The sequence below is a fragment of the Paracoccus sp. Ld10 genome (assembly GCF_045064235.1).
Taxonomy (GTDB): domain Bacteria; phylum Pseudomonadota; class Alphaproteobacteria; order Rhodobacterales; family Rhodobacteraceae; genus Paracoccus.
Genome location: NZ_JBISHD010000002.1, coordinates 29,095 through 54,589 on the forward strand (window position 1 = coordinate 29,095; position 25,495 = coordinate 54,589).

Sequence of the window (25,495 nt, forward strand, 5' to 3'; positions counted from 1 at the left end):
GGCGGTGCGTCCGGCCCCGGTCACGACCCCAGCCCGCGCGCGGTGCGCGGCGCGGGGTCCAGCACGACCAGTTGGCCGCCGCGGATGGTGGCGACCGCCAGCCCGCGTTGCACGGTGCCGTCGCGCTGCAGGCGGAAGATGCCGCCGACGCCGGTGAACCCCGCGCGCTGCGTCAGGCCCGTCGTGGTCAGCGCGTTGCGCTGGCCGTTGCGCACCAGAGAAGAGATCGCCGCGACCCCGTCATAGGCCAGCGATGCCAGCTGGTGGGGCGCCTCGCCATAGGCGCCGGCATAGCGGGCCTCGAACTGGCGCTGCAGGGTCTGGTCGGGGATCGCGAACCACCCCTCGGCCAGCTGCGACATGCCAAGACGCGACGACGGCTGGTCCCACCGGGTCAGGCCGACCATCTGCGTGCCGGGCGACCGGACCCCGGCCGCGGCCAGCTGTTCGGTCAGATAGGGCAGCACGGCCTGATTGTTGGCGGTCATGAACACCGCGTCGATCGCCCCCGACGTCGCGGCCTGGGTGATGCGCGGCACCACACCGTCGACCCCGCTGATAGAGACCGGGTGATCGACCCGGCCCGCCATGCGGGCGCCGTTGCGGGCGATGGCGGCCTCGATCGCGCGGCCGCCCAGCTGGCCCGCCACGTCGTTTTCCGCCACGACCAGCACGTTGCGCTTGTTCTGCGTCATGCCGTATCCGACCAGCCGGTCGGCGACGTTCTCAAAGCTGTTGCCAAGAACAAAGACGTTGCCGCCCGCGACCTGGGTGTTGTTGGAAAATGTCAGCACGTTGATGTCGCGCGCCTTCATGGCGTTGCCGACAGCGTTGGCGCCTTCGGCAAACAGCGGGCCCAGCACGATCTGCGCGCCCGCGTCGGCGGCGGCGTTGGCCTGTGCCACCGCGCTTTCGGTCGATGCGCCGCTGTCATAAATGCGCAGGTCGATGGTCGCGCCCTGTGCATCGGCCGCGGCCATGCGGGCGGCGTTCTTCAGGCTGCGGGCCAGCCATTCCAGATCCTGCGACCCGGTTCCGCCCGGCGCCAGCAGCGCGATGCGCACCGGTTCGGACGGATCGATCAGGGGTCCGGTCTCTGGGCCGCTGGCCTGATTGGCGCCGCCGGTCGGCTCGCACGCGGCCAGAAACAGGGCAGACGCCACCGTCGCCGCTTTCATCAGGACATGGCGCAGACCCGCAGGCCGGGTTGTGGCGAAGGCTGACATGTGAAACTTCCCTGCTTTATGTTATGACGCGCGCGGATGGCGGCAGCCTATGTCCTGTCTTTGCGATTGGCAATCAGCGCCGGCCCCGTGCGGGCCGGAACCGGAGGCACGATGACCGACCGCCGCGACACCCCGCACCCCGCGCAGGAACCCGCCCGCAGGCTGACCGCCCATGTCGAGGCCGCGCGCCTGGACCCCGGCCTGTATCTGGTGGCGACCCCCATCGGGGCGGCCCGCGACATCACGCTGCGCGCGCTGGACGTGCTGAACAGCGCCGACATGCTGGCGGCCGAGGATACGCGCGTGCTGCGTCACCTGCTGGACATCCACGGTGTGCCGCTGCGCGGGCGGCGCATCCTGTCGTATCACGACCACAACGGCGACCGGGCGCGTCCCGCCCTGCTGGCGGCGCTGTCGAATGGGGACAGCGTGGCCTATTGCTCCGACGCGGGCACGCCGTTGGTGGCCGATCCCGGTTATCGTCTGGCACTGGACGCGGCAGAGGCGGGGGCGCGGGTCCATGCGCTGCCGGGTCCGTCATCCGCGCTGGCGGCGCTGTCGCTGGCGGGGTTGCCTAGCGATCGGTTCCTGTTCCTGGGCTTTCCGCCGCCGACCCAGTCCGCCCGCCAGACGTGGCTGCGCCGCTGGATGGCGGTCGATTCGACGCTGATCCTGTTCGAGAGCCCGCGCCGCGTGTCCCGCACGCTGGAGGATCTGGCCCTGATCGACCCCGCCCGCATCACCGTCATCGCCCGCGAACTGACCAAGAAGTTCGAGGAGGTGATCCGCGGCACCGCCGCCGACCTGTCCGCCGACCCGCGCATGGCCACGCTGAAGGGCGAGGTGGTGATGGTGCTGGACCGCCCATCCCCGGTCGAGATGGACGAGGACCGAGTACGTGCCGTCCTGACCGTGCATATGCGCACCATGTCCGTCAAGGATGCCGCCCGTGAGGCCGCGCAGGAATTGGGCCTGCCGCGACGCGACGTGTATCAGCTGGCGCTTGGACTGGCGGATCGTGACTGAGCCGGGCGGCATGCGTGCCAGCCGGGGCCGCACCGCCGACCTGTCCGGCCGCATGGCGGAAGAGGGCGTCCTGCGCCTGTACCAGCAGCGCGGCGCGCAGGTTCTGGCCACGCGCTGGCGCGGGCAGGGGGCCGAGATCGACCTGATCGTGCAGGACGGTCCCGACCTGGTCTTTGTCGAGGTCAAGGCGTCGCGCAGCCATGCCGACGCCGCCCTGCACCTGCTGCCCGCGCAGATGCGCCGGATCACCCAAGCCGCGCTGGAGTATTGCGACCGACAAGGCCTGGGCGAGGTTTCCATGCGCTTCGACGTAGCGTTGGTAGATGCCACCGGTCGGGTGGAACTAATCCCCAACGCCTTCGGCGAGGTCTGAGGCAGGCTTGCATCCGCCCCGGCGGCGGGCCACAACTTGTCCGAAATTCAGGAGGGCCTAATGAGCCTGTATGTCGCCTTGCAGATGGACCCGATCGAGGATGTCTCGATCCACGCCGACAGCACGTTCCGCATCGGCCTGGAGGCCGAGGCCCGCGGCCACCGGCTGTTCCAGTACACCGTCGATCAGCTGCGCTATGACGAGGGGCGCATCGTCGTGCGCGGCCGCCCCGTCACCCTGCGCCGGACCGAGGGCGACCACGTCACCTTCGGCGACTGGACCGAGGTCGAGGCCGGCGATTTCGACGTGATCTGGCTGCGCCAGGACCCGCCCTTCGACATGGGTTACGTGACCTCGACCCATCTGCTGGACCGGGTGCATCCCCAGACGCTGGTGGTCAACGACCCGTTCTGGGTCCGGAACTGCCCCGAAAAGCTGATGGTGCTGGATTTTCCCGACCTGACGCCGCCCACCATGATCGCCCGCGACCCCGCTGCCTTCAAGGCGTTCCGGGCGCGCCACGGAGAGATCATCGTCAAGCCGCTTTACGGCAATGGCGGGGCGGGGGTGTTCCACCTGAAGCCCGGCGACCCGAACCTGTCGGCCCTGCTGGAGACCTTTGCGGGCATCAACCGCGAACCCATGATCGCACAGAAATACCTGCCCGCCGTGGTCAAGGGCGACAAGCGCATCATCCTGGTCGACGGCGAACCCGTGGGCGCCATCAACCGCGTCCCGCAGGAGGGCGAGGCCCGGTCGAACATGCATGTCGGCGGTCGCGCCGAACAGATCGGCCTGACCGAGCGCGAATACGAGATCTGCACCCGCATCGCGCCCGTTCTGCGTGAAAAGGGCCTGATTTTCACCGGCATTGACGTGATCGACGGCTGGCTGACCGAGATCAACGTGACATCCCCCACCGGCATCCAGGAACTGGAGCGGTTCGACGGCATCAACGCCGCCGAGGCGATCTGGCAGGCGATTGAACGGCGCGTGGCCGCCAAGGGCTAACCCCCCGCGACGAACGGCAGGCGATAGCTGATCGCCTCGGCCAGGTGACGGGTCAGGACGGGGTCCGATCCGTCCAGATCGGCAATGGTGCGCGCACTGCGCAGGATGCGGTGATAACCCCGCGCGGTCAGCCCCAACTTTTCCGATGCCCTGAGGATCAGCGCGCGCCCGTCTGCATCGGGCGCCGCGATCACGTCCAGCAGCGGCGGCGGCGCATCGGCATTGACCGTGACGCCGGGATGGTCGCGAAACCGGTCGGCCTGAACCGCGCGGGCGGCGGCGACGCGTGCGGCCACGGTGGCCGACGTGTCGCCCGGCGGCAGATCCAGGTCCGTCAGGCTGACGCCCGGCACCTCCAGCCGCAGATCGAACCGGTCCATCAGCGGCCCCGATATCTTGCCCAGATAGCTGTCGCCGCAGACCGGCGCCCGCGAACAGGCCCGGCCCGGATCGGCCATATAGCCGCAGCGGCACGGGTTGGCCGCCGCGATCAGCAAAAACCGACAGGGATAGCGGATATGCGCGCTGGCCCGGCTGACAAAGACCTCGCCTGTCTCGACCGGCTGGCGCAGGCTTTCCAGCACCTTGCGGTCGAATTCCGGCAGTTCGTCCAGAAACAGCACGCCGTTATGGGCCAGGCTGATCTCTCCCGGCTTGGCCTTGGGGCCGCCGCCAACGATGGCCGGGGATGATGCGGTGTGATGCGGGCTTTGAAACGGCGCGCGGCGCGAGATCTGACCGTTCTTCAACAGCCCCGCCACCGAATGGACCATCGACGTCTCCAGCGCCTCGCGCGCCGTCAGCGGCGGCATCAGGCCGGGCAGGCGTGCCGACAGCATCGATTTGCCCGCGCCCGGGGGGCCGACCATCAACAGGTGGTGCCGACCCGCGGCGGCGATCTCCAGCGCGCGTTTCGCGCGTTCCTGGCCGCGCACGTCGGACAGGCACGGGGGATTGCAGCCGTCGACGACCTCACCGGGGCGGGCCGGCGCGATGGGCGCGCGGTCGGTCAGGTGGTCGATCACGGCGCGCAGGGTGTCGGCGGCCAGCACCGGCACCTGTTCGATCCACGCCGCCTCGGCACCGCAGGCGCGGGGACAGATCAGGGCGCGGTCGTCATCGGCGGCGGCAACGGCGGCGGGCAGCGCGCCCGCGACCGCGACCAGCCGCCCGTCCAGCGCCAGTTCGCCCAACGCCACGCAGCGGGCCAGCTCGTCGCGGGGCACGATGTCCAGCGCGGCCAGCACCGCCAGCGCGATGGGCAGGTCGAAATGTGACCCTTCCTTGGGCAGGTCTGCGGGTGACAGGTTCACCGTCAACCGCTTGTTCGGCAGGGCTATGGCCAGCGCGCCGAACGCCGCGCGAACGCGTTCCCTGGCCTCGCTGACGGCCTTGTCGGGCAGGCCCACGATGGAAAAGCCTGGCAGGCCTGCGGCCACGGCGCATTGCACCTCGACCAGGCGGGCCTCTATGCCTTCGAAGGCCACGGAATAGGCGATGGCGACCATGGTGTCCCCCGGTTGTTCCGGAATGGTTAACGGCTGCGGTCTTAAGGAAAGGTTAACGGACGCGCTTTCCTTGCGGCAGGGGCGCGGCGTCGCTATCTGGTGCGCAGGACCGATGGGGGTGGCGCATGCAGGGCAAGCGAATATTGCTGATCGTGGGCGGCGGGATCGCGGCCTTCAAGGCGCCGGCGCTGATCCGGCTGATCCGGGCTGCGGGCGCGTCGGTGACGCCGGTGCTGACGTCCGCGGGGGCGCAGTTCACCACGCCAATGACCCTGTCCGTGCTGGCCGGAGAGCCGGTGCACGACACGCTGTGGGATCAGGGCGCCGAGGCCGAGATCGGTCATATCCAGCTGTCGCGACAGGCCGATCTGGTCGTCGTGGCCCCCGCCACCGCCGATCTGATGGCCAGGATGGCGCAGGGGCTGGCGAATGACCTGGCATCGACCCTGCTGCTGGCGACCGACAAGCGCGTCCTGATCGCGCCGGCGATGAACGTGCGCATGTGGGACCACCCCGCGACACGGCGCAATCTGGCAACGCTGCGCGGCGACGGCATCCTGGCGGTCGGTCCCGATGAGGGCGACATGGCCTGCGGCGAGTACGGCGCGGGCCGGATGGCCGAGCCCGAGGCGATTGTCGCCGCGATCCGCGCGGCGCTGAGCGAGGGGCCGCTGACGGGGCGGCATGTGATCGTAACATCGGGTCCGACGCATGAGCCGATCGACCCGGTGCGATACATTGCCAACCGCTCCAGCGGGGCGCAGGGGGCGGCGATTGCCGCGGCGCTGCGCGATCTGGGGGCGCGGGTCAGTTTCGTGACCGGCCCGGCATCCGTGCCCGCGCCGCAGGGCGTGGACGTGATCGCGGTCGAGACCGCGCAGCAGATGCGGGATGCGGTCGCGGCCGCGTTGCCGGCGGATGCGGCGGTGATGGCGGCGGCGGTGGCCGATTGGCATGTGCTGAACGGCAGCGACCAAAAGATCAAGAAGACCGGCGACCTGCCCACCCTGCAGATGGCCGAGAACCCGGACATCCTGGCCTGGATCAGCCGCGATGCGGGGCGTCCGCGTCTGGTCGTGGGGTTTGCTGCTGAAACGCAGGATGTCACGGCGCATGCGACGGCGAAACGTCTGCGCAAGGGCTGTGACTGGATCGTGGCGAACGATGTCAGCCCGGCGACGGGCATCATGGGCGGCAGCCACAATACCGTCACGCTGATCACCGAAGATGGGGCCGAGGACTGGCCGCGGATGGACAAGCACGCTGTTGCGGCCCAACTGGGCGCGCGCATCGCAAAGGCACTGGCATGAGAACCTATCTGGACTGGAACGCGACCACCCCCCTGCGCCCCGAGGTCAAGGCCGCGATCACCGAGGCGCTGGAGATTTCGGGCAACCCGTCATCGGTGCATACCGAGGGGCGGGCGGCCAAGATGGCGCTGGAACGCGCCCGCGAACAGGTGGCGGTGGCCTTGGGCGCCGATGGGGCCGACGTGGTCTTTACCGCCGGCGCGACCGAGGCCGCGGCGATGGTGCTGGGGCAGGGCGATCACCACTGCGCACCTGTGGAACACAGCGCGGTCAAGGTGTGGTGCCATCCGGACCTGTCCGTGGACGGCGATGGCATCGTGACCGTCACCGACCCCGCGCGGACCAGTCTGCAATTGGCCAACAACGAGACGGGCGTGATGCAGGACCTGCCGCCGGGGTTGCACAGCAGCGACCTGACGCAGGCCTTTGGCAAGGTGCCGATGGCGTTCAACTGGCTGGGCGTGATGGCGGGGTTCGTCAGCGCGCACAAGCTGGGCGGGCCCAAGGGTATCGGCGCGCTGATCCTGAAGAAGGGCACCGACCTGCCCCCGCTGATCAAGGGCGGCGGGCAGGAACAGGGTCGCCGCGCGGGGACCGAGAACCTGATCGGCATTCTGGCCTTCGCCGCCGCGGCCACCGCCGCGCAGCGCGATCTGGACGCCGGGCTGTGGGACGCGGTCCGCGAACGGCGCGACGCGCTGGAGGCGCGGATCTGCGACATCGCGCCCGGCGCCGTGATCGTGGGAAAGGCCGTGCGGCGCTTGCCGAACACGACATGCCTTCTTACATCGGGATGGAAGGGCGAAACCCAGGTCATGCAGATGGACCTGGCAGGGTTCGCGATCTCGGCCGGCTCGGCCTGTTCGTCGGGCAAGGTCCGGGCCAGCGGCGCCCTGCAGGCGATGGGGTTCGACGATCAGCTTGCGCAATCGGCGATCCGGATCTCGATAAGCCCCGCTATCGGGGACGATCAGATCAACCGATTTGCGGATGCCTGGGAAAAGGCGTATTCACGCTGGCGCGACAGGAATGGACCGACCGCGGCCATTTGAGGAAAAGGACTGAAGGATGACGGACATCAGCGATCTTGACGTGCGCGAAGGCGTTGACCGGGAAACGGTCGAGACTGTCCAGAACATGGGCAGCTACAAATACGGCTGGAACACCGAGATCGAGATGGACTATGCGCCCAAGGGCGTGAACGAGGATATCGTCCGTCTGATCTCTGCCAAGAACCATGAGCCGGAATGGATGACCGAATGGCGGCTGGAAGCCTATCGCCGTTGGGTCACCATGACTGAGCCGGAATGGGCGATGCTGAACTATCCCAAGATCGACTATCAGGATCAGTATTATTACGCGCGTCCCAAAAGCATGGAGGAAAAGCCCAAGTCGCTGGACGACGTGGACCCCAAGCTGCTGGCGACCTATGACAAGCTGGGCATCCCGCTGCGCGAGCAGATGATCCTGGCCGGTGTCGAGGGCGCCGAGGATGCGCCCGCCGAGGGTCGCCGCGTGGCCGTGGACGCCGTGTTCGATAGCGTCAGCCTGGGCACCACCTTCAAGGACGAACTGGCCAAGGCCGGGGTCATCTTCTGTTCGATCAGCGAGGCGATCCGCGAGCATCCCGAACTGGTGCGCAAGTACCTGGGGTCGGTCGTGCCGCAGTCGGACAATTATTTCGCGACGCTGAACAGCGCCGTGTTTTCGGACGGGTCGTTCGTCTATATCCCGCCCGGCGTCAAATGCCCGATGGAATTGTCGACCTATTTCCGCATCAATGCGGAGAACACCGGCCAGTTCGAGCGGACCCTGATCATTGCCGACCGCGGCGCGCATGTCAGCTATCTGGAAGGCTGCACCGCACCCAAGCGTGACACCAACCAGCTGCATGCCGCAGTCGTGGAGCTGGTGATCCTGGAGGATGCCGAGATAAAGTACTCGACCGTCCAGAACTGGTTCCCCGGTGACGAGAACGGCAAGGGCGGCATCTACAACTTTGTCACCAAGCGCGCGGATTGCCGCGAGGCGCGGGCCAAGGTGATGTGGACGCAGGTCGAGACCGGTTCGGCGATCACCTGGAAATACCCGTCCTGCATTCTGCGCGGCGACGAGAGCCAGGGCGAGTTCTATTCGATCGCCATCGCCAACAACTGGCAGCAGGCCGACACCGGCACCAAGATGATCCATCTGGGCAAGAACACGCGGTCGCGGATCGTGTCCAAGGGCATTTCGGCCGGTCAGGCGCAGAACACCTATCGCGGGCTGGTCACCATGCACCCGCGCGCCACGAACAGCCGCAACTATACCCAGTGCGACAGCCTGCTGATCGGCGACAAGTGCGGGGCGCATACCGTGCCCTATATCGAGGTCAAGAACAGCAGCAGCCGCGTGGAACACGAGGCCACGACCAGCAAGGTCGATGACGACCAGCTGTTCTATTGCCGGTCGCGCGGCATGGACGAGGAAGAGGCCGTGGCGCTGGTCGTCAACGGGTTCTGCCGCGAGGTCCTGCAGGCGCTGCCCATGGAATTCGCCATGGAAGCCCAGGCGCTGGTCGCGATCTCGCTGGAAGGCTCGGTGGGCTGATCATTCCGGCCGGGCCGCAGTGCCCGGCCACCATAGATGCGGCGCCCCCGTGGCGCCTTTGCCGTTTGAGGAAAATATGCTGAATATCAACAACCTGCACGTCAAACTTGAAGACGAGGACAAGCAGATCCTGAAAGGTCTGACGCTGGAGGTTCCGGCCGGAGAGGTCCATGCCATCATGGGTCCGAACGGGTCGGGGAAATCCACGCTGTCCTATGTCCTGTCGGGCCGTGGCGGCTATGAGGTCACCGACGGCAGTGCCACGCTGGACGGTGAAAGCCTGCTGGACATGGAGCCAGAGGAGCGTGCGTCCGCTGGCCTGTTTCTGGCCTTCCAGTACCCCGTCGAAATTCCGGGCGTCGGCAACATGACGTTCTTGCGCACCGCCGTGAACGCGCAGCGCAAGGCGCGTGGCGAGGCCGAACTGACCGCCGGAGAGTTCCTGAAGGTCGTCCGCGCCAAGGCGGCCGATCTGCAGATCAGCCCCGACATGCTGAAGCGCCCAGTCAATGTCGGCTTTTCGGGCGGCGAAAAGAAGCGCAACGAGATCCTGCAGATGGCCATGCTGGAGCCCCGCATGTGCATCATGGACGAGACCGATTCCGGTCTGGACGTCGATGCCATGCGTCTGGTCAGCGAAGGCGTGAATGCCCTGCGGTCGCCTGAGCGCAGCTTTCTGGTCATCACCCACTATCAGCGTCTGTTGGACCACATTAAACCCGATGTCGTTCACATCATGTCCAATGGCCGGATCATCAAGTCGGGCGGCCCGGAACTGGCACTCGAGGTCGAACAGAACGGCTATGGCGACCTGTTGGCGGAGGCTGGCTGATGTCCGAATCCGCCGTTCAGGAAATCCAGACCCCGCAGGTCACGGGCGCGCCCAAGGCCGCGAACGCGCTGGACGCGCGGCTGGCCGTGGTGGACCTGCCCACGGGCGGGTTCACCGCCGCCGCACGCGCCGATGCGATGGCACGGCTGCGCGCGACCGGGCTGCCGGCGCCGCGTGACGAATACTGGCGCTATACCGACCCGCGCCCGTTCAATGCGCCTGCGCCACAGGCGCTGGCCGTCGATACCGGGCCGGAATCGCCGCTGTTCGCCGCGCGGGACAAGCTGACGCTGGTGTTTGTCGATGGCGCGTTCGACGCCGCCGCATCGGACGACCTGTCGTTGGAGGGGGTCGAGATCGCCACCCTGGCGCAGGCCGATCGTGCGGGTGACCACTGGGCCGCCGATCTGTACGGCACGCTGGAACTGGCGGGTCAGACCCCGGTCAAGCGGCCGTTCGCGGCGCTGAATACGGCTGCCGCGGCCGATGGCCTGCTGATCCGCGTGACCGGCAAACCCTCGCGTCCGGTGCATGTGCTGCACCGTCGCGGGTCGGACAGCGCCGATGCGATCTGGCACCATGTCATTCGGATCGAACCGGGAGCCGAGCTGACGCTGCTGGAAAGCGGCACGGTCGGCGCGCGTTCGAACGGCATGATCGAGGTCGATCTGCTGCCGGGTGCCACGCTGCACCACATCGCGGCGAAACGCGCCAACGATCCCAAGGTCGGCCTGTCGCACCTGTTCGCCCGCGTGGGCGAGGGGTCGGTGCTGAAGAGTTTCGCGCTGGTCGTGAACGGCACCACCATGCGCCACGAAGCGGTCGTGGACATGGTCGGCGACGACGCCGTGGCCCATGTCGCGGCGGCGGTTCTGGGCGATGGCAATGTCGGTCCGTTCCATCACGACGACACCGTTTTCGTCACCCACGGCGCGCTGCGCGGCGAAAGCCGTCAGGTGTTCAAGAAGGTGCTGAAGAACGGCGCGACCGGCGTTTTCCAAGGCAAGATCCTAGTCAAGAACGGCGCACAGAAGACCGACGGCTATCAGATCAGCCAGGCCCTGCTGCTGGACGAGGCCAGCCAGTTTCTGGCCAAGCCCGAGCTGGAGATCTATGCCGACGACGTGAAATGTTCGCACGGGTCCACGACCGGGGCCATCGACGAGGGGGCGTTGTTCTATCTGCGCTCGCGCGGGGTGCCCTATGACCGGGCCATCGTGTTCCTGGTCCTGTCCTTTCTGGCCGACGCCCTGTCCGAGGTCGAAGATGAGAGCCTGCGCGAAGAGATCAACGAACGGCTGGACGCGTGGCTGACCGACCGCCCGCAGGGATGACCCCACCGCGCGGCGGAATGGTGCTGCGCGTGCTGGAAAGCTGGTGGGCTCCGCGCAGGGTGGTGCGGGGCCTGTCTGCCATGCCGGACAGCACGTTGTTGGTGGTGCTGATGCTGGCCATGCTGATCACGCTGGTCGGGCAGGCGCCCGGCCTGTCGCGCGCGGCACAACTGGACCCGTCGATCCCGCTGGATGCGCGGATCGGGGGTGCGGCTCTTGGGACCATGTTCATGATGCCGCTGGTGGCTTATGCCATGGCGGGATTGACGGGTCTGGTCAGTCGGGCGACCCCATGGCGGCTGGACCCGCGCCACGCACGATTGGCGCTGTTCTGGGCGCTGCTGGCGGTGGCGCCTGCAACGCTGCTGGGCGGAATGGTGGCGGGGCTGATCGGCCCGTCCCCCGCACTGACCCTGACCCGCACCGTGGCGGGCATGGGATTCCTGTTCATCTGGGGCGCCGGGATCGCGGCGCTGGCGAGACGCAAATGACCTTTGATGACCTCAGGGCGCTGGCGCGCCAGACTCTGCGCAATCCTGAACAGGCGGCCCATTGGTTGATCGCCCAGAACTGGCCGATGCAGGTGCGCTGGATGGCGCTAGTGCTGGCTGTGTCGTTGTCAGGGCTGTTGGCATATGCCTCGACCCTGATGTTCCCGCTGCCCGAGGGCGAGGGCGTGGCGGTTCTGTCGCTTGGCCAGCAACCGCTGGTGCTGGCCGGAATGCAGCTCTTTGCGATTGTCGTCGGTGCCGGGCTGATGGCCGGGGTCGGTCGCATGTTCGGCGGTCACGGCCGGTTCGAGGACGCCCTGCTGCTGACCGTCTGGATCGAGGTGATGCTGCTGGTCGTGCAGCTGGCCCAGATCGTGCTGTCGCTGGCCCTGCCGGGATTGGCGGGCATTCTGGGCATCGTCGCCGTCGCGCTGTTCCTGTGGCTGACGGTACAGTTCACCAAGGCCCTGCACGGGTTCACCAGCGGCCCAAAGGTGCTGCTGGTCATGTTCGGCACGCTGCTGGTCATGGGATTCGTGCTGTCGTTCTTCATGGCCGCGTTTGGCCTCATGCCGGAGATGCCGCAATGAGTTTTGACGTCAACGCCGTCCGCGCCGATTTCCCGATTCTGTCGACCACCGTGAACGGGCGGCCGCTGGTTTATCTGGACAATGGCGCCAGTGCGCAGAAACCCCGTGTCGTGATCGACGCCATCACCCGCACGTACGAGGGCGAATATGCCAACGTGCACCGAGGCCTGCATTACCTGTCGAACCTTGCAACCGACAATTACGAACGCGTTCGCGGCACCATCGCGCGGTTCCTGAACGCGCCTGCGGTCGACGAGGTGATCTTTACCAGCGGCGCGACCGAGGCGCTGAACCTGGTCAGCTATGCCTGGGCCGCGCCGCGCCTGCAGGCGGGCGACGAGATCGTGCTGTCCCTGCTGGAACATCACGCCAATATCGTGCCGTGGCATTTCCTGCGCGAACGTCAGGGCGTTGTGCTGAAATGGGTCGAACCCGACGCCGACGGCAGCCTGCCGCCTGAAAAGGTGCTGGCCGCGATCGGGCCGCGCACGCGGATGCTGGCGCTGACGCATATGTCGAACGTCACCGGAACGGTCGTGGACATCGCCGCGATCCGTCGCGGCACCAACCTGCCGATGGTCGTGGACGGGTCGCAGGCCGCGGTCCACATGCCGGTCGACCTGTCGACGCTTGGCGCCGATTTCTACTGTGTCACCGGGCACAAGCTGTACGGCCCGTCCGGGTCGGGCGCGATCTGGATCCGTGCGGACCGCCAGGCCGAGATGCGGCCGTTTCTGGGCGGCGGCGACATGATCCGCACCGTCAGCCGCGAGACCGTCACCTATAACGACCCGCCCCTGCGGTTCGAGGCGGGCACGCCAGGCATCGTCAACCAGATCGGTCTGGGCGTCGCATTGGAATACATGATGGGGCTGGGGATGGAGAACATCGCCGCCCACGAGCGCACGCTGCGCGATCATGCCCGCGACCGGCTGCGCGAACTGAACTGGCTGCAGGTTCAGGGCGATGCACCGGTCAAAGGGGCGATCTTTTCCATGACGATGGACGGCGCGCATGCGCATGACATCTCGACCATTCTGGACAAGAAGGGCATCGCGATCCGCGCCGGCAGCCATTGTGCCATGCCCTTGATGGAGCATCTGGGACTGAACGCCAGCGCCCGCGCCAGTTTCGCGATGTATAACACGCAGGCAGATGTGGACGCATTGGTCGAAGGATTGATCTTCTGCCGAGACCTTTTCGCCTGATTCTTGCAAAGATCCCTGATGGTGTCGAAGAATGCCCGATAATTCTTGCCGGGCGTTCGGAATGTCTGCATCCCTGACCCATCATCAGCGATGGGGGCGGCAATGGCCGAGGTTCTGGTTCTGGGTGCAGGTATGGTGGGCGTCAGCACCGCACTGGCGTTGCAGGCGCGCGGGCATGACGTCACCATCGTCGAACGCGGCGTGCCGGGTCGGGAGACCAGTTACGGCAATGCCGGCCTGATCCAGACCGAGGCGGTCGAGCCCTATGCCATGCCGCTGTCACCCGGCGCGTTGTTCCAGATCGCCCTTGGGCGCGGTTTCGATGTGAAATGGACACCGCAGGGGCTGTTTTCCCAACTGGGCGCGGTTGCGACCTATGCGTGGAATTCGCGGCCAGCTGGGCACAGGCGCGCGTCGGTGACCTGGGGCAAGCTGATCCGCCAGTCGACCGACCGGCACGGCCCGCTGATCGCGGCTGCCGGGGCCGACAACATCATCCGCCGCAACGGCTATATCGAGATTCACCGCACCCCCGCCAAGATGGAGACCGCCCGCAAGACCGCGGATCGGTTCGCGACAGAGTTCGGCGTCCAGGCGCGGCTGATGACCGGGGCAGAACTGTGCGCGATGGAGCCGTCGATCCGTGTCGAGGTCGAGGGTGCAACCCATTGGTCCGACAGCTGGAACTGTGCCGATCCGGGCGGGCTGGTGGCCAGCTATGCCGCGCTGTTCCAGCGCAACGGCGGGCGGATCGTGGACGGCGACGCGGGCGACCTGCACCGCCATGGCGCTGGCTGGCGCGCCGACGAGGCCGTGGGCGAACATGCCGTGATTGCGCTTGGGCCATGGTCGCCGATGCTGTCGCAGCGGTTCGGCCTCAAGGTGCCGATGGTGTACAAGCGCGGTTATCACAAGCATTACCACATGGAGTTGCCGCCCCAGCATCCGATCGCCGATTTCGGCAATTCGGTCGTGATGTCGCCAATGCGGCGGGGTCTGCGCATCGCCACCGCCGCCGAATTGACCCCCCATCCGCGCCTGTCGCCCCCGCAGTTGCGCCACGGCGAAAAGGCCGCACGCGAGCTGTTCGACATCGGCACCGCGGTCGAGGCCGAACCCTGGGCAGGCCGCCGCCCCTGCATGCCCGACATGCTGCCTGTCGTGGGCCGGGTGCCGGACCAGCCGAACCTGTGGGCGCATTTCGGCCATGGGCATCAGGGTTTCACCCTGGGTCCGGTCACGGCGGAAATCCTGGCGGATGAGTTGTCGGGCGGCGAAGGCTGGGCGGAACTTCAGCCGCAGCGTCTGAAACGCGGTTGAAACCGGGCGGCTGCCATCACATCTTGAGGGCAACGCCGAACGGATCAGGAACCCCATGGGTCACAACAACACCAACGCGCCCGTGACGCGCGTTCCCGAAGTGACCCGCCCCAAGCTGGAGGGCGGGAAGCGTTTCATATTGAAGAGCGAGTTTGAACCGGCGGGCGACCAGCCCACCGCCATTGCCGAACTGGTGGCGGGCGTGGGTACGGGAGAACGCGACCAGGTACTGCTGGGGGCGACCGGGACCGGCAAGACCTTTACCATGGCCAAGATCATCGAGGCGACGCAGCGTCCGGCGATCATCCTGGCGCCCAACAAGACGCTGGCGGCGCAATTGTACGGAGAGTTCAAGGGATTCTTTCCCGAAAACGCGGTCGAGTATTTCGTCAGCTATTACGACTATTATCAGCCCGAAGCATACGTGGCCCGCAGCGATACCTACATCGAAAAGGAATCGCAGATCAACGAGGCCATCGACCGGATGCGCCACAGCGCCACGCGTGCGCTGCTGGAACGCGACGATGTGATCATCGTGGCATCCGTCAGCTGCATCTATGGCATCGGTTCGGTCGAGACCTATTCCGCGATGACCCAGGACATGGTCGTGGGCGACAGCTATGACCAGCGGGAATTCCTGAACCAGCTGGTGGCCCAGCAGTACAAGCGGCTGGACACCAGTTTTCAGCGCGGCGCATTCCGCGTGCGCGGAGATCTGGTCGAGGTCTGGCCCGCCCACCTTGAGGATCGCGCCTGGCGGTTCGATTTCTTTGGCAACGAGCTGGAGGCGATCACCGAGTTCGACCCGCTGACCGGGGTCAAGACCGACAGCTTCAAGCAAATCCGCATCTATGCCAGCAGCCACTATGTCACGCCGCGCCCGACGATGCAGCAGGCCGTCAAGGGGATCAAGCAAGAGCTGGCCATGCGCCTGAAGCAGCTGACCGAGGAGGGCAAGCTGTTGGAGGCGCAGCGTCTGGAGCAGCGCACCGCATTCGACATCGAGATGCTGGAGGCCACGGGCGTCTGTAACGGCATCGAAAACTACAGCCGCTATCTGACTGGCCGTGCGCCGGGCGAACCGCCCCCCACGCTGTTTGAGTTCATTCCCGACACCGCCATCGTCTTTGCCGACGAATCGCACGTGTCGGTGCCACAGATCGGCGGCATGTACCGGGGCGACTTTCGGCGCAAGTTCACGCTGGCGGAACATGGGTTCCGCCTGCCGTCCTGCATGGACAACCGCCCGCTGAAGTTCGAGGAATGGGACGCGATGCGGCCCCAGTCGGTGTTCGTGTCCGCGACGCCCGCGCAGTGGGAGATGGACCAGACTGGCGGCGTGTTCACCGAACAGATCATCCGCCCCACCGGCCTTCTGGATCCCAAGATCGAGATCCGACCTGTCGAGATGCAGGTCGACGACCTGCTGGACGAGGTGCGCCGCGTCACCGCCGCCGGATACCGCACGCTGGTCACCACCCTGACCAAGCGCATGGCCGAGGATCTGACCGAATACCTGCACGAACAGGGCATCAAGATCCGCTATATGCACAGCGACATCGACACGATCGAGCGGATCGAGATTCTGCGTGACCTGCGTCTGGGTGCATTCGACGTGCTGGTGGGCATCAACCTGTTGCGCGAGGGGTTGGACATTCCCGAATGCGGGCTGGTGGCCATTCTGGACGCGGACAAAGAGGGTTTTCTGCGCAGCGAGACGTCGTTGATCCAGACCATCGGTCGCGCTGCCCGGAACGAGGATGGCCGTGTCATCATGTATGCCGACCGGATCACCGGCAGCATGGAACGCGCGATGGCAGAGACCGAGCGACGCCGCGAAAAGCAGATCGCGTACAATGAGTTGCACGGCATCACGCCCCAGACCGTCCGCAAGAACGTCGAGGATGTGCTGGCAGGGCTGTGGCAGGGCGATACCGATCAGTCGCGCGTCACGACCCGCGTGGACAAGCCGATGGTGGGCGCCAATCTGGCCGCGCATCTGGACGCGATGCGCACGCAGATGCGCAAGGCCGCCGAGAACCTGGAGTTCGAGGAGGCCGCCCGCCTGCGCGACGAGGTCAAGCGGCTGGAGGCGGTGGACCTGGCGATCTCGGACGATCCGATGGCGCGGCAATCGGTGATCGAGGATGCGGCCGAGGCCGCAGTCAAGTCATCGGGACGATCGACTGCCGGGCGGGCTGGTCAGCGCGGCGGCAACAAGCGGTCCAAACGCGGCGGCTAGCTGCACTCGACCCGGGCGATCCAGCCTTTGGCGTCCAGAAACATGGTCAGGCGCGCGGGATTGAAATCGCGCGTCATGACGCCTTCATTGTGAACCTCGCGTTTGCGCAGGTTGGGGGGCAGCATGACCTCGCCGATGTTGCGACCGACCAGTGATTGGTGCTGGGACATGTCGCATTGACGGGCTGCGACGTCATAGGGGCTGCCGGCGCAGGCACCCAATGTCAGCATCAGCAGTGATACACGGACGGCAGGGCGGCAAAGAAGGGTCATGATCACGTCTCTCTCATGTGACAACGGCGCGTTGGGATGCCAACGTGGGCCATGTTCAGTTGTTCCGGTGGCAAGATGATGAAGCGTACGGTTTGTTTGGCGATGGTGGCATTCTGGCCTGCCATGGCGCAATCCTCCACGGACGATGCATGGTCCGAATTGCGCGAACGCACCGTGGCGGAATGTACGGCGCTGGCACAGGACGCCGCGCCCGGGGCCGACGTGGCTGTGACCCCGAACGAATTCGGCACGGAAACCCACGCGCTGGCGCTGGTCGTCACGACGCTTCCGGACCTTGCGCCAGAGCTGTCGGTCTGCCTGCTGGACAAGCAGAGTGGGGCGGCGCAGCTTGGCGTTCCATTCCCCGAATGGCCCGATGCCCTACAACCTCGACCTGCGTCGGAGTGATCGGGGCAGGGGGCTTGATCCGCAGCCCGGATTTGGCGATATAGCGAACAGTCAATCCGAAGGATACTCCATGCCCGTGCGCATCTATCAGCCAGCCCGCACCGCGATGCAGTCCGGTACCGCCAAGACCAAGGGCTGGGTTCTGGAATTTCCGCCCGCCGATGCGCGCGAGGTCGATCCGTTGATGGGCTGGACCAGCAGCGGCGACACGCAGAGCCAGGTCCGCCTGCGCTTTGACACCCGCAAGCAGGCCGAGGATTATGCCCGCGACCGTGGTCTGGAATTCGTCGCGCAGGAACCGCACCGCCGCGGCACGAACATCCGCCCCCGCGGCTATGGCGAAAATTTCGCGACCGACCGCCGCGAGCCCTGGAGCCACTGAGGCTGTCGTTCGGGCCACGGTTGCTGCCGGCCACGGGCATCTCTGCTCCGTTAGGTGCAAAGATTTTGCCAGATATTGATATTTCCATGACCGCCGTTGGGCGGTCATCTGTTTTTTGGGGCAGTCTATGACCATTACGCACCTCGTGACGCATTCCGGCGGCTTTCACGCTGATGAGCTTTTGTCGTCCGTCATCCTCAGCCGCCTGCACCCGGAGGCGCAGATCCTGCGCACGCGCGATGCGGCATGGACCACCCCGGCGCCGGATCGCGTGATCTATGATGTTGGCCGCGACTTTGATGCCGACAGGCTGATTTTCGATCACCACCAAAAAAACCCGCCCCTGCGCGATGACGGCCAGCCCTACAGCTCTTTCGGGCTGATCTGGCGACAGTTCGGTCGTGACTATCTGCGCGCGACGGGACTGCCGGAGGGTGACATCGACCGTGTGCATGCCGGGTTCGATGCAGATTTTGTCTTGCCCATTGACCTGGTAGACAACGGCGCCCTGTCACCGACAGGTCCACTGGCGGATCTGTCCCTGCCGTTGCTGCTTGAAAGCCTGAAACCCGTCTTCGACGACCGTAGTCCCGATGCCGACGACCGCGCCTTTGACCGCGCATTGTTGATTGCACGCGCCTTTGTCGAAGCAGCCATTGCGCGTAAGGCTGCGAAACTGCGGGCCCAAGCCGTCGTGATCGCCGCCATCGCCGCAGCGGGCGAGGGCAGGGTGCTGGAATTGCCCATGGGGATGCCCTTCCGCACGGCGGTTGCGGATGCGGGGGCGGATCAACTGCTTTTCGTGGTCCATCCGCGTGAAACAGATTGGGCCATCACGGGTATCCGGAAACATGCCGACGGTTTTGAACTGCGTGCCGACCTGCCACAGGCTTGGGCCGGCCTGACAGATGCGGCCTTCGAAGCCGTCTCCGGCGTCCCAGGTGCCCGTTTCTGCCATAACGCATGCTTTATCGCCGTCGCTGCAGACCGCAAGGCGGGGCTGCGGCTCGCGGACCTTGCAGTTGCACATGCAATATCCAGCAAGAGTGCGGAATAACCGCCGCCGAATATGCACAGGCATTCAGCATTCGTCTAAATGCCGCAACAATGTCCTGCCGGCTTCGGTCACGAGGCCTTTTCCGTCACGCGGTTCTGTACGTGCGCGGTCGGCCACCATGTCCCGGTCTCTGCTATTTCGCCCACCCTGCCTGGCGCCGCAGCCTTTGCCTCAGATCGTTCAGGTGCATGCCTAGGTCCGTGGTCGGCGCGCGGGCCGCCGACAGGCCTGACTGCGGCACCATCGGGACCGCGTCCCTTAAGGCTCCCGAATGCCTGCGGACAGCCAGGCAATGTGAGGGCGCTTGGGCGATCACGCTGCTGGATGGCCTTGCGTGCTCTATCCAATATGCGCGCGCGCCGACGTGGATGTGCAGTGAACAGCCCGGAACGAGCCTGAGTCAACCAGGCGCACCATGCTACCGGCGTCCCGCCGGTCCGTCCCGGAACAGCATGGCTCTCAGGGCGCTCTGCGCCTGCCGTGTCTCCATAAGGTCGACCAGATGCCGCTGCCGCTTTTAGGGCTGTCGCAACAGATCTATCTTATCAATAAAACCTACGAACTGGGCGCGTTTCCAGAGACATTCGCAGAGCAATCCGGTGCTTCGCTTCGCGGGAAGTGGTTCGCGAATGTGCGCGGACGGCACCGCATTTGGCCGCCGCCATCGAAGTTCATCATGAAATACTCATCTGAACCTGTGTATCGGCGAACCGGGGTTGTTCAAATCATCCGACAGTCTTGTTCTGGCATTGTCTCCGTGACGTGAATTCCCCAAGGAGTCTGCGCAACCACACCGCGCCACCCCGGAAATAGGCAGCGGGCCCCAGTTCGCCCGCCGGTAGACCGCCAACACACGGTTGCTCTGCCCCCTGAAAACTGGACCGTTTGAAACTGGAGTTTTCGGTTAACCTTCCCTGGCTGGGAGAGGAGCAGAGAATGATGAAGGCATCGAGGTTCACGGAGGCGCAGAAGGCGTTTGTCCTGAAGCAGGGTGAGGAAGGCACGCCAGTGGCCGAGGTCTGCCGCAAGGCGGCGTTTCGACATGATCTGCAAGGGCGAGACCGTGTCTGCCATTGGTCCGAAGGACATGGTCGAGCGGGATCGAGCACAGCCTGACCAAGCCAAACCATCCGTGGAGTTGCGAGGATCAGGAAACAGTCCTGGGTCTGTTTTCCCGACAAACGGTCAGGTTGAGCGGGTGAACCGAACCATCAAGGACGCGACGGTGAAACCATACCATTGCGACACCCAAGATCAGCTGCGCACGCACTTGCCCGACTTCATTGACGCATACGACGTCGCACGCCCTACGAATACATCGGCAAGACATGGACTTCAGACCTAGATCGATTCATCCTAAATCCCACCCACCAAATGTCGGGACTGAACACATAGGGCGACTGGCCGGACGGTCAACATCCCGTATCACAGCCCGGCATGCCCATTGCACCTTTTGACCGATAGCACCGGCATTGAAAGACAACCAAAGTGGAATAAGGAGGGCCAGACGCCGGTCAGGGACTGCTCTCCAGATGAACACGCAAGCATGGGGCTACCAAACGCCCGGTCTTTCGTACAATTAACATGAAATTGATTGGGAAATGCTGAAGCTATGTGCGGCCGGGTCTTACGCTACTGAGGTTGATGACGATCCCATGCTGCCCAATCTATTGGACCAGATCGCCACCGTCACCGCTGATGGGGCCTTCGACACCCGCAAGCGCCACGATGCCATGCGCCTGTGATGTCGCCGCAGTCATACCGCCCCGCAGAAACGCAAGACCATGACGGCTCTTAACAATTGCCCGTAACGAAGCCATGACCGCGTCGCGCCACTTTCTGGGCGATCACCGCCGGAGCAGCGTGAACACGAGGGTGCACTGTGTGGCGCTGCCGGGCACACGCCCGACTTATCGGGATTTCGACCGTAACGTTGCAACGCATCCGAGCCGGTTCGCCGTCCTGAACGGCATCACCCCACCCGGCATCCCTGTCGCTGAAGAAGGGCGATGAGATTATATGGAAAACCGGAGCGTCGACCCGCAGCCGATATGTGAAACAAAGCCCCTCACAGGAATTAACATTGTGCGGGGCTTGAGTCAGGAGACAGGGCCACAAACACACCTACCACGTTCGAGGCGATCCGACATCGCTGCTGATCGTATAGATCACGGTGCCAAAGGGCCCCAGTTCGCAGAACGTGCGATACCAAGTGTCGCAGTCCTCACAAACGAGCGTTAATAAGGACCGTACACAAGGCAACCTAGAACTCCATCATCTGCCCGCGCCCGGCCGGAGCTGCAACCCGGATAGGCCGGGCCTGTACGGCAAAATCCGGCGCCAGCGACGGGCGCTGCGTGGGCGGAGCCTGATCGGACACCGTGAACGCCCCCATTTCGGTCGACAGGACCTGTGCCTGCTGGCGCAGTGACATCGACGCGGCGGTCGCCTCTTCGGCCACGGCGGCGTTCTGCTGGGTTACCTGGTCCAGTTGGTTCACGCCGCTGTTGATCTCGGACAGGCCGATGGACTGTTCGGCGGTGGCCAGAGCGATCGCGGCGATCTGTTCGGACACAGCCGAGGCCTTTTCCAAGATCATTCCCAGGCTGTCGCCCGTGCGACCCACCAGATCGGAACCGGTTCTGACCTGCGCCGCGCTTTCCGATACAAGTCCCCGTACCTCGCGGGCGGATTCCGCCGCACGCTGTGCCAATCCGCGCACCTCGGAGGCGACAACCGCAAAACCGCGACCCGCCTCGCCCGCGCGGGCGGCCTCCACACCGGCATTCAACGCCAGCAGGTTCGTCTGGAATGCGATATCGTCGATGACGCCGATGATCCGGGTGATCTGTTCCGAGGAACGCTGGATGCCCTGCATGGCGGTAACGGCATCGGCCACGACCGCCGCGCTGGCGCTGGCGATGTCACGGTTCTGTCCACTGGCGCGTTCGGCCTCGCGTGCACGGTCGGCGGTCTGGCGAAGGCTTTCGCTCATCTCGTTGAGGGCCGCCGCGGATTGCTCCAGCGTGGCCGCCTGCGTTTCAGCCCGGCTGGACAATTCTCCCGCCGCCATGTTGATCTCATCCGCACCGCCGCGCACCTGATTTGCGACATCGGTGATGCGTCGGATCGTGTCGGACAGCCCGCTCACGACGCCATTGAATGCAAGCCGCAGCGAATCATAGCCCTCGGGAAAAGGGTCATGGGCGGGGCTTGAGATCTGATGCGTCATGTCGCCGGCCGAGAGACGATCGAGCCCGGCGCCGATCTCACGCACGACGCGGGCCTGACGGTCGGCTTCGGCGCGGGCATCGCGGTCGCGGGCCGCGCGGTCGGCCTCTGCCTCGGCCTCCAGACGGCGGGCGGTCAGGGCACGATCGCGGAACACCTGCATCGAACCCGCCATCGCCCCGATTTCGTCACCGCGGCCTGAATGGGGAATGGACGTGTCCAGATCGCCATCGGCCAGACGGGTCATCGCCGCCGTCATTCCTTCGATCGGACGCGAGATGATCTGTGCACCGAACCATACCACAATCAATGTTCCCACCAGCAACAGCGCCGCGGTCAGCACCGCCCGGTCACGCGTCTGCGTGACATGGGCCATCACGGTCGCGCGGGGCACCTGCATCAGCAGGGTCCAGCGTTCGTCCATGCCGCCAAACGCGACGGAGCCGGTCAGAACCATCATCTGCTGTCCGTCAACGTCCGCATAGTGCATGGGCCCCGACGCAATCAAAGCCTGATCAGCCGCCTGAACCGGCTGTCCCAACAAGCTGCGATCCTCGTGCGCGATCCACATCCCGCCAGAGCTGATCAGCCGCACGCGGCCGTCACCAAAGGGGCGCAACTGATCGATCCTCGCGGCCAGTTTGTCCAGCGACAGGTCGCCTGTCACCACGCCGACCGGGCGGGTGCCGTCGCGTACCACACCGCTGACTGTCGTCATCAGAACCTCGGCCCCGTTCACGGGGTACAGGTAGGGCGGCGTGATCAAGCTGCGATCCTCGCGCAGGGGGCGGTCGTACCAGCTGTCCGTCCCGGCTTCGGGACGCATGTCCAGCTGTTCGATCTGGATGCTGCCGTCGGCCGCGTAGACGAAATAAGGAACGAACCGCCCTGTCGCATCCGCATAGGGGCTGCCTGCAAAGGCGCTGTCGGGACCAAGCGCATTCGGCTGCAGCGCCAGCGTCATGCCCACCAGATCCGGTCGTGTCCGCAGGACCGAAGTCATGATGGTCGCCAGACCATCACGGTCAGCAGGGTCAGTGGCAATCGCCCCGTCAATCGCCGCGACGCTGGTACGGACCGTATCGATAACGCTGCCCATCTCCTGGGTGATGATCGCCGCATAGCTGCCCATAAGGGCATCCGCATGCGCCTCTGATGCGCGCGACGAGGCGCGCGACATCAGCGTGGTCGTCAGGGCGATGACGGCGATGATCGCGCACGCGGTCAGGGCAGCGGCAGACACGGCCAGCTTGGCGCGGATGGACATGGATCGGAACGGCATGCTTGCCCCTCTCTTGGGGAGTGGTGGGAACTGGGTCGTCATGCCAGAATATCATCGGCAGGTTTCCGATCCGTTACCGGGCTGCGGAAAGCGCGGAGCAATCACGGCATCTCCGGCCGTCAGGGGTGGCTGGAACCGCGGGGTGTTCGCCTGTACCATCCTGACAAAGACGCGGGACGACCCCGGTGATACGTTTCCCGGGGCAGTCCGCGTGCAGGATGTTCGACCGTTAAGCCGTGCTGTCGGGTTGCGCATTGCCGTAAGGGACGGCCGCTGGCTGCCAGCATGACATTTATACCCGGCATGTGCCCCCTGCCCGCCGCCCGCAACGTCCCTGTGCGGGGGGGCAACCAGATAGGACGGCATAAGAAATGGATGCCCCAAATCCGGAATGTCGGGCCAGGAAGCGCGCCACCGACATGATCTGGTTCGTGGTCAGGTCTGTGCCTGTGCACCATCTGTACACCAAGCATTCGGAGCATCTTGGCGCCGGCGGCTGACCGGTACGTCCACCACATGCGCCCGCAGGTTCGTCCCGGTTGCCATAAGCCACGTTCGTTTGACCTGATCGTGGCTCAAGGGACAACCTTGCCCATAGGACGGTTGTCACCGGCTTGGATTGCGCAAACAGAGATCCAAACGGACAGAGGCGCGGCAAACGACGCTGTCCGACGGCCGACTGCCCAAAGCAACATGGCCGACATCACGAAGAGCGCCCCCAACCATCACCCGATCGGCGCCATTCCCGCCCAGCATATCGATCCGGGCAACCCGAACGCATCGGCGCCCCTGTTCCGTTGTAGCAGACAGCTCCAGAGACGGGCAGTGCGCGGCCCTGATCGCCATGCCCATCGGTATATCGTGCAGGTTGCGTAATGGGGCGTCGCCATGACGCGTGACCGATGATCGTTTCGCATTTGCAGACCGCTGCACAGATGGCACACGACCCTTCTTGCTGAAACGTCATCGTCGCCCATGACTGATCTGGACGGATAAGATGACCCGCGCCGCGCCATGGCTGATTGTCGAAAGGCAGGCGGAAAAACGTCGCGGAATACGCTTGGATGATGTTAGTGGCGGCATTCCTGATGGCCACTCAGCGTCAGCATTCTGTCACCCCTCGTCAAACCATGAAACTGAATGCGGTTCACAACTCAGGGTTCAGGCTCATTGAGGTTAAAAGCCAGAACCGGACGGTTGCAGCCAAGGCGATTGCGGAAAGATAGGTCTTCGGGCACATATCGGAACGCGTGGCGACACGTCTTAAGTCCTTCAGGCGACCGAGCATGATCTCGATGCGATTCTGTTTTTGTAGCGGCGCTTATCGTATTTCACGGCCTTTTTTCGGGTCCTCCGGCCGGGGATGCAAAGTATAATCTTCCTATCCTTAAACGCTTTTCAAAATCGGTCAGCGTCATGGTCCTAGTCCGCCAAGATCCGATCCGCCTGCGCTAGGTATTTGATCCCACGGTTTGATGGTGTGATCCTTTCGTTGGAATGGAAGGAAGCATTATGGGACAAATTCGTCATGGCAGCGCCAGGACCACGTACGCCGTCAGAGCAGCAATAATGAGGACGGGCCCGCCATCGGTCCGAGGGTCGGCCCGAATGATCGCAAGCTTCGCTCGCGCAGCTGAGCCAAGAGCTGGGCATCAATCCCAAGACGGTCGCGAAGTGGCGGAAGCGTGCGACCGTCGAGGATTTGAAGACCGGCCCGAGGAAGCCGCGTTCAACCTTGCTCACCGAAGCGGAGGAGGCAATGATCGTCGCATTCCGGCGGCACACGCTGCTGCCGTTAGATGA

22 protein-coding genes and 4 pseudogenes are annotated in these 25,495 nt (G+C 65.1%); 21 read left to right on the plus strand and 5 right to left on the minus strand.

The features are described from left to right. Nucleotides 1–20: 20 nt before the first annotated feature. On the minus strand, nt 21–1,226 hold the full coding sequence (locus ACJJVR_RS00430) for a penicillin-binding protein activator (RefSeq protein WP_405401326.1): 1,206 nt from the start codon (nt 1,224–1,226) through the stop codon (nt 21–23). A 111-nt stretch (nt 1,227–1,337) separates the two neighbouring features. Here ACJJVR_RS00430 and rsmI point away from each other — a divergent pair, with 111 nt between their 5' ends. The 3 genes from rsmI to gshB are packed head-to-tail and all read left to right on the plus strand — an operon-like array spanning nt 1,338 to nt 3,636. Next, on the plus strand, nt 1,338–2,252 hold the full coding sequence (gene rsmI / locus ACJJVR_RS00435) for a 16S rRNA (cytidine(1402)-2'-O)-methyltransferase (protein ID WP_405401328.1): 915 nt from the start codon (nt 1,338–1,340) through the stop codon (nt 2,250–2,252). A 10-nt stretch (nt 2,253–2,262) separates the two neighbouring features. Continuing rightward, nucleotides 2,263–2,625: a YraN family protein gene (locus tag ACJJVR_RS00440; RefSeq protein ID WP_405401330.1), complete on the plus strand. Its 363-nt coding sequence runs from the start codon at nt 2,263–2,265 to the stop codon at nt 2,623–2,625. 60 nt (nt 2,626–2,685) lie between these two features. Then, complete coding sequence (gshB, locus tag ACJJVR_RS00445) at nt 2,686–3,636, plus strand: glutathione synthase (RefSeq protein WP_405401332.1); 951 nt, start codon at nt 2,686–2,688, stop codon at nt 3,634–3,636. On the opposite strand, the gene ACJJVR_RS00450 is transcribed toward gshB, so the two are convergent. After that, complete coding sequence (locus tag ACJJVR_RS00450; RefSeq protein ID WP_405401334.1) at nt 3,633–5,144, minus strand: YifB family Mg chelatase-like AAA ATPase; 1,512 nt, start codon at nt 5,142–5,144, stop codon at nt 3,633–3,635. The genes gshB and ACJJVR_RS00450 overlap by 4 nt on opposite strands. Nucleotides 5,145–5,269: 125 nt before the next feature. Here ACJJVR_RS00450 and coaBC point away from each other — a divergent pair, with 125 nt between their 5' ends. The 10 genes from coaBC (at nt 5,270) to uvrB (ending at nt 17,060) form a co-directional block, all read left to right on the plus strand. After that, on the plus strand, nt 5,270–6,454 hold the full coding sequence (gene coaBC / locus ACJJVR_RS00455; RefSeq protein ID WP_405401336.1) for a bifunctional phosphopantothenoylcysteine decarboxylase/phosphopantothenate--cysteine ligase CoaBC: 1,185 nt from the start codon (nt 5,270–5,272) through the stop codon (nt 6,452–6,454). Further along, complete coding sequence (locus ACJJVR_RS00460) at nt 6,451–7,506, plus strand: cysteine desulfurase family protein (protein ID WP_405401338.1); 1,056 nt, start codon at nt 6,451–6,453, stop codon at nt 7,504–7,506. Before coaBC ends, ACJJVR_RS00460 begins: the two co-directional genes overlap by 4 nt. Nucleotides 7,507–7,522: 16 nt before the next feature. Next, nucleotides 7,523–9,043, plus strand: a complete 1,521-nt coding sequence (gene sufB, locus ACJJVR_RS00465; RefSeq protein ID WP_405401340.1) for a Fe-S cluster assembly protein SufB — start codon at nt 7,523–7,525, stop codon at nt 9,041–9,043. Nucleotides 9,044–9,119: 76 nt separating this feature from the next. Beyond that, the gene (sufC, locus tag ACJJVR_RS00470; RefSeq protein WP_405401342.1) at nt 9,120–9,875 is read left to right on the plus strand and encodes a Fe-S cluster assembly ATPase SufC; all 756 of its coding nucleotides are present in this window, start codon (nt 9,120–9,122) and stop codon (nt 9,873–9,875) included. Continuing rightward, nucleotides 9,875–11,209 carry a SufB/SufD family protein gene (locus tag ACJJVR_RS00475; RefSeq protein WP_405401344.1) on the plus strand — a complete coding sequence of 445 codons (1,335 nt, stop codon included), beginning with the start codon at nt 9,875–9,877 and terminating at the stop codon, nt 11,207–11,209. Before sufC ends, ACJJVR_RS00475 begins: the two co-directional genes overlap by 1 nt. Beyond that, on the plus strand, nt 11,206–11,700 hold the full coding sequence (locus ACJJVR_RS00480) for a hypothetical protein (protein ID WP_405401345.1): 495 nt from the start codon (nt 11,206–11,208) through the stop codon (nt 11,698–11,700). The genes ACJJVR_RS00475 and ACJJVR_RS00480 overlap by 4 nt, the downstream gene beginning before the upstream one ends. Then, the gene (locus tag ACJJVR_RS00485) at nt 11,697–12,290 is read left to right on the plus strand and encodes a Yip1 family protein (RefSeq protein ID WP_405401346.1); all 594 of its coding nucleotides are present in this window, start codon (nt 11,697–11,699) and stop codon (nt 12,288–12,290) included. Before ACJJVR_RS00480 ends, ACJJVR_RS00485 begins: the two co-directional genes overlap by 4 nt. Continuing rightward, on the plus strand, nt 12,287–13,498 hold the full coding sequence (locus ACJJVR_RS00490) for a cysteine desulfurase (protein WP_405401348.1): 1,212 nt from the start codon (nt 12,287–12,289) through the stop codon (nt 13,496–13,498). Before ACJJVR_RS00485 ends, ACJJVR_RS00490 begins: the two co-directional genes overlap by 4 nt. A 102-nt stretch (nt 13,499–13,600) precedes the next feature. Next, entirely contained in the window at nt 13,601–14,818 is a 1,218-nt protein-coding gene (locus ACJJVR_RS00495; RefSeq protein WP_405401350.1) for an NAD(P)/FAD-dependent oxidoreductase, read from the plus strand. Nucleotides 14,819–14,873: 55 nt separating this feature from the next. Beyond that, nucleotides 14,874–17,060: an excinuclease ABC subunit UvrB gene (uvrB, locus tag ACJJVR_RS00500; protein WP_405401352.1), complete on the plus strand. Its 2,187-nt coding sequence runs from the start codon at nt 14,874–14,876 to the stop codon at nt 17,058–17,060. Here the strand turns inward: uvrB and ACJJVR_RS00505 are convergent. Continuing rightward, nucleotides 17,057–17,332 (minus strand): I78 family peptidase inhibitor, encoded by a 276-nt coding sequence (locus ACJJVR_RS00505; RefSeq protein ID WP_405401353.1) that lies wholly within the window; start codon nt 17,330–17,332, stop codon nt 17,057–17,059. The two genes, uvrB and ACJJVR_RS00505, sit on opposite strands and share 4 nt — an antisense overlap. A 75-nt stretch (nt 17,333–17,407) precedes the next feature. Here ACJJVR_RS00505 and ACJJVR_RS00510 point away from each other — a divergent pair, with 75 nt between their 5' ends. From ACJJVR_RS00510 to ACJJVR_RS00535, 6 genes and pseudogenes are all read left to right on the plus strand, one after another. Next, nucleotides 17,408–17,740 carry a hypothetical protein gene (locus ACJJVR_RS00510; RefSeq protein WP_405401355.1) on the plus strand — a complete coding sequence of 111 codons (333 nt, stop codon included), beginning with the start codon at nt 17,408–17,410 and terminating at the stop codon, nt 17,738–17,740. Between the two features lie 70 nt (nt 17,741–17,810). Then, nucleotides 17,811–18,122 carry an ETC complex I subunit gene (locus ACJJVR_RS00515; RefSeq protein ID WP_405401357.1) on the plus strand — a complete coding sequence of 104 codons (312 nt, stop codon included), beginning with the start codon at nt 17,811–17,813 and terminating at the stop codon, nt 18,120–18,122. A gap of 127 nt (nt 18,123–18,249) precedes the next feature. After that, complete coding sequence (locus ACJJVR_RS00520; RefSeq protein WP_405401359.1) at nt 18,250–19,179, plus strand: MYG1 family protein; 930 nt, start codon at nt 18,250–18,252, stop codon at nt 19,177–19,179. A 502-nt stretch (nt 19,180–19,681) separates the two neighbouring features. Beyond that, nucleotides 19,682–19,945 carry a hypothetical protein gene (locus ACJJVR_RS00525; RefSeq protein WP_405401361.1) on the plus strand — a complete coding sequence of 88 codons (264 nt, stop codon included), beginning with the start codon at nt 19,682–19,684 and terminating at the stop codon, nt 19,943–19,945. A 173-nt stretch (nt 19,946–20,118) separates the two neighbouring features. Further along, nucleotides 20,119–20,211: pseudogene (locus ACJJVR_RS00530) on the plus strand (transposase); the annotation flags it as partial. Between the two features lie 68 nt (nt 20,212–20,279). Next, nucleotides 20,280–20,574: pseudogene (locus ACJJVR_RS00535) on the plus strand (hypothetical protein); the annotation flags it as partial. Nucleotides 20,575–21,442: 868 nt separating this feature from the next. On the opposite strand, the gene ACJJVR_RS00540 reads toward ACJJVR_RS00535, so the two are convergent. After that, nucleotides 21,443–23,692, minus strand: coding sequence for a methyl-accepting chemotaxis protein (locus ACJJVR_RS00540; RefSeq protein ID WP_405401362.1), 2,250 nt, complete (start codon nt 23,690–23,692; stop codon nt 21,443–21,445). Between the two features lie 693 nt (nt 23,693–24,385). On the opposite strand from ACJJVR_RS00540, the gene ACJJVR_RS00545 reads away from it, so the two are divergent. Further along, a complete protein-coding gene (locus ACJJVR_RS00545; protein ID WP_405401364.1) occupies nt 24,386–24,568 on the plus strand; it encodes a hypothetical protein in 183 nt (60 codons plus the stop codon). A gap of 271 nt (nt 24,569–24,839) precedes the next feature. On the opposite strand, the pseudogene ACJJVR_RS00550 reads toward ACJJVR_RS00545, so the two are convergent. Further along, a pseudogene (locus ACJJVR_RS00550) lies at nt 24,840–25,069 on the minus strand (hypothetical protein); the annotation flags it as partial. 135 nt (nt 25,070–25,204) lie between these two features. Here ACJJVR_RS00550 and ACJJVR_RS00555 point away from each other — a divergent pair. After that, nucleotides 25,205–25,495 (plus strand): annotated as a pseudogene (locus ACJJVR_RS00555) (helix-turn-helix domain-containing protein); the annotation flags it as partial.